We start from the raw sequence: 606 nt of genomic DNA, 5'->3' as shown, positions 1-606 counted from the left end.
GATTCAAGGATGTAAAATCAGTATCCTGCGGGAAATAGAGGGAACGGGAGACCCCACAGGCGGTAACGCCGAGGAGGCTCCCGTCCCTCCCCGCGGAAAGCAAGTGCCCGAAGCGGAAATCAACGGGCAAACTTTGCAGGCTAAAACAACAATATATGCGAATACAGTCTATTGAAAAGATCCCTCCAAGAATGGAGGGATCTTTTCAATCAAGGAAGTAGAGTTGGAATGAACAAGAATGCTAAGAACTCGGATTTGTCAAATAGTCAGTTAGCTTTGACACCATCCCCTGGAACTCCATAGGATCACAAAACTCGTCAGCAGAAAAATTATGTTTGACCCATTGAATTAATTCGTGAGGCGTATTAAAGAACTCCCCACTTGAATCACTTTTGCGAATCATGTACCGGCCATTATCTTCATCCAAAATGACCTCGACTGGCATCGCACAGTCTAGGCTGCATAAAGAAAATTCCATTTCTCCACCCCCAAAATAAAAATAAAAGGCTGTTTTCGTAAAGTTTGTTGCTTTCATAATGTGATATTTATTTAATAATCTGAGTTGATTGGAGCGGAGGGCACTTGACTCCTCGAAAATGCTATCGC

Annotated in this window: 1 protein-coding gene; it reads right to left on the bottom strand. The window is 43.2% G+C overall.

The genetic code is table 11. The features are described from left to right. Positions 1 to 241 precede the first annotated feature (241 nt). Positions 242 to 606, bottom strand: a 365-nt coding sequence (locus BGM26_RS21815) for a hypothetical protein (protein ID WP_367949286.1), incomplete at its 5' end; no start/stop codon positions are given.

This window comes from Bacillus sp. FJAT-29790, assembly GCF_019039215.1.
Lineage (GTDB): Bacteria > Bacillota > Bacilli > Bacillales > Cytobacillaceae > Cytobacillus.
Note: the sequence above shows the minus strand (reverse complement) of the source record. Positions and strands in the feature narration are given on the sequence as shown.